At 44.3% G+C, this 4326-nt stretch carries 5 protein-coding genes; 4 read left to right on the top strand and 1 reads right to left on the bottom strand.

Annotation, left to right across the window (positions count from 1 at the left end; genetic code table 11):
* Positions 1–143 precede the first annotated feature (143 nt).
* Positions 144–854: a helix-turn-helix domain-containing protein gene (locus PRZ01_RS19065; protein ID WP_273598431.1), complete on the bottom strand. Its 711-nt coding sequence runs from the start codon at positions 852–854 to the stop codon at positions 144–146.
* A 763-nt stretch (positions 855–1617) separates the two neighbouring features.
* On the opposite strand from PRZ01_RS19065, the gene PRZ01_RS19060 reads away from it, so the two are divergent.
* The 4 genes from PRZ01_RS19060 to PRZ01_RS19045 all read left to right on the top strand — a co-directional run bounded on the left by PRZ01_RS19060 (position 1618) and on the right by PRZ01_RS19045 (position 4275).
* Positions 1618–1914, top strand: coding sequence for a hypothetical protein (locus PRZ01_RS19060; protein ID WP_273598430.1), 297 nt, complete (start codon positions 1618–1620; stop codon positions 1912–1914).
* Entirely contained in the window at positions 1915–2466 is a 552-nt protein-coding gene (locus PRZ01_RS19055) for a hypothetical protein (protein ID WP_273598429.1), read from the top strand. It begins immediately after the preceding gene.
* 530 nt (positions 2467–2996) lie between these two features.
* Complete coding sequence (locus PRZ01_RS19050) at positions 2997–3692, top strand: hypothetical protein (protein WP_273598428.1); 696 nt, start codon at positions 2997–2999, stop codon at positions 3690–3692.
* 100 nt (positions 3693–3792) lie between these two features.
* Positions 3793–4275 carry a hypothetical protein gene (locus tag PRZ01_RS19045; protein WP_273598427.1) on the top strand — a complete coding sequence of 161 codons (483 nt, stop codon included), beginning with the start codon at positions 3793–3795 and terminating at the stop codon, positions 4273–4275.
* The last annotated feature ends 51 nt before the right edge of the window (positions 4276–4326 follow it).

Below are 4326 nucleotides of genomic sequence, written 5' to 3'. Positions count from 1 at the left end.
CCCCTCCAGAACTCCCAGAAATCAATATCGATTGGATATCTTCCTGGGAGTTCCGACCATCGGCATTCACCCCAAATCACCAGTGTTCATGCGGGTTGGCGAGGTATTGCAGGTCAGACGACGTATCAACACCGACCAACAAGTCAAGCGGGCTGATATCGAGATATTTCAAACGGGGATACCCCGTGATAGCAGGCAAAAACAGGCTCACCTGCGGTCATCGAATACGTGTACCGGGCCACCTCTTCATTCGAACAAATCCACAGCGGCAAGCGAATATCGAGTTCGGGCGGCGCATTCGTCAGCTTTGAATAAAAACGCCGCAAAAAGTTGCGAATGGGCCCGGACTTTTTATACCCGTTCTCAACCTCAACGGGGTAGTAAACAGGCAGGCGATCAGGTCGAGAAAATTTGAAAACACCGTCAGGAATTTTAGCAAGCTCGACTTTGAGAAACTGCATCACTATCTGAATGTCTGCTGGCAGATATCTATGCTGCAGCTGAAATTCATTATAAAACTCGCTGTCTTTGCAGGATTGAGCAAGCAGATAGCCACCGAAACACGTACCGATTGATCGATGCAATGCTAGAACTCCAACGGTAGCGCTGTCATAACCGTCGGTTGCTTGCTCCGCGCCGAGCGCGCGAGCTACGTCACGACCGGTTCGCGTAAGAGCGAACGTGAATCCGCCGAGCGGATTTGGACGACGAATTATCAGCTTGTCTCTCTCTAGCGTAACTAGAACACGTCGAGTTAGTTCAGTCCCAGTCGCGGCTGAGCTCGGTTTTGGGAATAAGAATCCTGCAATTTCTAGCAGGCGCATCGGGCCGTAGCTGCCGAGCAAGCGCAGCACAGACTGACGTCGCTCTGTGTGAACGAAATTTGAGTGAGCCATTAAACATCAAAAAAGAGTTGCGATAAAACTTATAGCAACTCACTCGAAATGCTGACGGGACCAGTTAGGAAACGAACGAGCCGCTAAAGAGCTGGCAAACACTGACGATGCCTGGCAAAGACATCTGACGAACGCAGGAAATAGGTCAAATTGTAACCATTTGAAATTTTTTGAGAAAACTGGCAATTCCTGGAATTGGTATCTATACACATAGTGAAAGCAGGACAGCATCACATCTACCAACCACCACAAAGGTATTAAAAAATGACAAAAAGTTTTAACTTGCCAAAGCGCTGCACTCGTGAAAGTGTCAACAACGCGCTACGTGCACAAGACATCAATCTCCATATCTTCGAGGACAACTGCAATGATTGGCGATTCGCTGTTGGATCAGAAAATCTTGATGGTGCAGGGTACTCAGTAACGCTCGTCTCTAGTTATGACAGTCCGCGAACTGCGCGAGGCGCTGCGTTGTACATAGTTGCGAATCTTTCTTCTCTAGCGAGAAAAGCTGCAGCTTATGACATCGATATATTCAGAAAGTAAAAAACCGACGAAGCCCGCTGCCGCGGGCTGTACTAAGCTTCAAATTTATATTTGCAATACTTTGTAAATCTAGGCGAATTCAGGCAATCTCCGGAAATTGCTATCCATACATATCGTGAGAGCGAAAAAACAAAGCTCTCATAAAAATACAACCAACCAACTGAGGATTTTTCAAATGCAAAACAAAATAGATATCATAGATTATTTAGCAGGCAAACTCGATGCGGAGTTTATACAATGCTACAGCGGACGAGGAATGTACGGCGCAAAATGTGCAGCCATTTCTGTAGAACGCACTCAGCTATACGAAACAATACAATTAGCAACTATTTTTGGAATAAAAGAAATCGGTGAAGTTGATTCAATGGGACAAGGCTTAGTGATTTACTGGCCGGACATTGAAACAGAAGAAAAAGAGGAGCAAGAAGAAGAAGAAGAAGAAGAAGAAGAAGAAGAAGAAGAAGATTTTTAAATGAAAACTGAAGCACAACGAATAGAAGTTGAGTTGTTCGAACGACCGCTAGAGCAAATCGCAAACTACTGCGAGGAGTTCTGCTCTGCTGAGTTGCTCAAATTAAACAAAAATGGGACAGAGTGGGACTATCTAGTGCTACGAGACGGATCAGCAATAGCAATGAACTGGGCGAACTATGAAATGCAAATCAATTCAAAAGATGAAGTTGACGAAGCGAAACGAAACGACAAGTTAAATACTCAAAAAATAGTTGAGCAGAATCGAGTTCAAATAGATCTTATGCCCGCAGCTGACCTGCGAGAAATGCTGTTTAACAAAATCAGCTCGATTGATGCAGTACTCACTGAAACCTGGAGATGGACTGGACGAACGAGAGAGATAATTATGCGAGTAGATCGCGATGACATAAATCTAGCGCGCGTAACGTATCCGTCAAACAGCGGTCGTAAGCCGACAGGAATCGAGGGTATGAAGACAGGGGGTAGAAAATACTTCGCGTGCGCCGAGTTACTAGCTCAGCTACAGTCGACTACTGTCCTCTACAATTGACTACAGTCTTCTACAATTGACTACGAAATGAGCACAGCCCGCAACAGCGGGCTTTTTTACGCCTAAAACTTAAATTGCAACAAATTGCAAAGTAAACAGGGGAATACGGGGAAACGTTCGCTATACATAACATGCAGCAAAAAGAAAGCGCTTCATATCTTAACCAACCAACCCTAAAGGAAACTCTAATTAACAAGATCGCACAAAATCGCATGAATCTAGTTAACGCAATCAACGCGATGCCGTATGGCCGTAGCCGCACTATAGCTTTGATAACCGCTCGGCCTAACGAAGTATTTAATGAACTTAAGGAAGCACCGGGTGTTCGCCACTGCTCTTCAAAGACAAAGGCTTGTGACTTACGCAGTAGCCAGCCACACAAGATCTACTTCAATAACTTCATAACATTTTCAATCTTCGGAGCTGAGTCTCAGATAAGCAATCAAACAAGCTATGACATGATCACGCACAGATGAGCGATATAGCCACTATTTCTAAAAATAACTAAACATCAATCAAAGGAAAACGAAATGACTGCACTAGACCTATCATGGTCAAACTTAAAAGAAGCAATAGACTTGGCAAACAACAAAAACGACAACTTGAAACAAGAAACCCTTGTTCGAATTTTCAAAAACAACTTCAAAGAAGTGCTAGACGACATAAAAAATGAAATAAGTCTAGAAGAGCTCGAATGGAATCTAAAGTACATGAAAGTACTTCTAGAGCGCGCAAGAAACGACAATATTGTACTAAGTCTTAACGATACTCTTGAATTAGCGCAAGGAGAAACAAGCGCGGTGTGGCTGCTCGCTACGTTGAGAAAGAACGACAAGCTCGGACACGAAATGCAATGGGAATGGGCAGTGAAAGCAGCAAAAGAAACTGTGTTTCAAAACAAAGTGGCGCTACCCAGCTCAAATGAACTGCTTGAAGAACTGACGACGGAAATAGAAAAAATAGGCGGAACTCTAGTAGAGAAATCCGGATTCATGGGCCGCACAATCATTACAACGCTAAAAGTAATGACGGGAAATGATGTGAGAGCTGAAACGTACTTTGACACCGGAGCAGGGAAAAATCCGACAGGGCTAAAAGGAATGAAAAAAGGCAAACAAAAGTACCTCGCATGCTTAAGTCTCGTCAAACAATTGAAGGAAGGACGCTGGTCAAGAGACTGCGACATCGAGTTAGTCGACTTCGATCTAGACGATAGAACTTATTAAGAGACTGGACTTGCTTACGCTCAGAAAAAATGATACAACCGAGTTTGCGAATACTATGATCACATAGTGAATCCTTTAATTGCATACTCGGAGTCTAGTTATGGATACTGATGGAACAAATAAATCTCATGAATTTCTGAAAAAAGCAATCGTGGCAGGCACAGAACTCGACGAACAGCCGTTGAACTGGTTGCAAATCGCAAAAGCCATAAGAGGGCCCGGAACAGAAAAAATCAAAGTGTGGGCAGACTTCCCAACGCGACGGCCACAAGAAGCTCTTGCGGGTGTTCAAGCGAAAATTGGCGTGCGAAAAACTGGTGAGAAATACACAAATCAACTTTGTGAGCGAGAGATTCGTGAACGCTTTGTGTTTTGTCTCGATGTCTCAGTTGAGTTGGGAATGTATTGTCAAAAAAAGTTTGAACAAAATTCGACGATGACAATTAAACAGCTGATACCCATGATTCGTGAGGCACTGCCGGGAAAAAGCACAAAAGAAAACTGGAATCTAACTAGTCGGACCTGCAAAATTCGTTTTTCCCAGCGTGTGGCTGAACGAGGTCGTCTCTGTCTGCGCCGTTAGGGAGCGAGTTGAATGCGACGGACATTCTGGTGGGCCATGGCGCCGTTGAGC

The organism is Roseateles koreensis, from assembly GCF_028595305.1.
In the GTDB taxonomy this organism is placed as follows: Bacteria; Pseudomonadota; Gammaproteobacteria; order Burkholderiales; family Burkholderiaceae_C; genus Paucibacter_A; species Paucibacter_A koreensis.
This window is presented reverse-complemented; position numbering and strand designations above follow the sequence as displayed.

Coding starts and splice junctions, on each gene's coding strand:
- PRZ01_RS19060 (WP_273598430.1), top strand. CDS start 1,618: ATGCAAAACAAAATAGATATCATAGATTATTTAGCAGGCAAACTCGAT.
- PRZ01_RS19055 (WP_273598429.1), top strand. CDS start 1,915: ATGAAAACTGAAGCACAACGAATAGAAGTTGAGTTGTTCGAACGACCG.
- PRZ01_RS19050 (WP_273598428.1), top strand. CDS start 2,997: ATGACTGCACTAGACCTATCATGGTCAAACTTAAAAGAAGCAATAGAC.
- PRZ01_RS19045 (WP_273598427.1), top strand. CDS start 3,793: ATGGATACTGATGGAACAAATAAATCTCATGAATTTCTGAAAAAAGCA.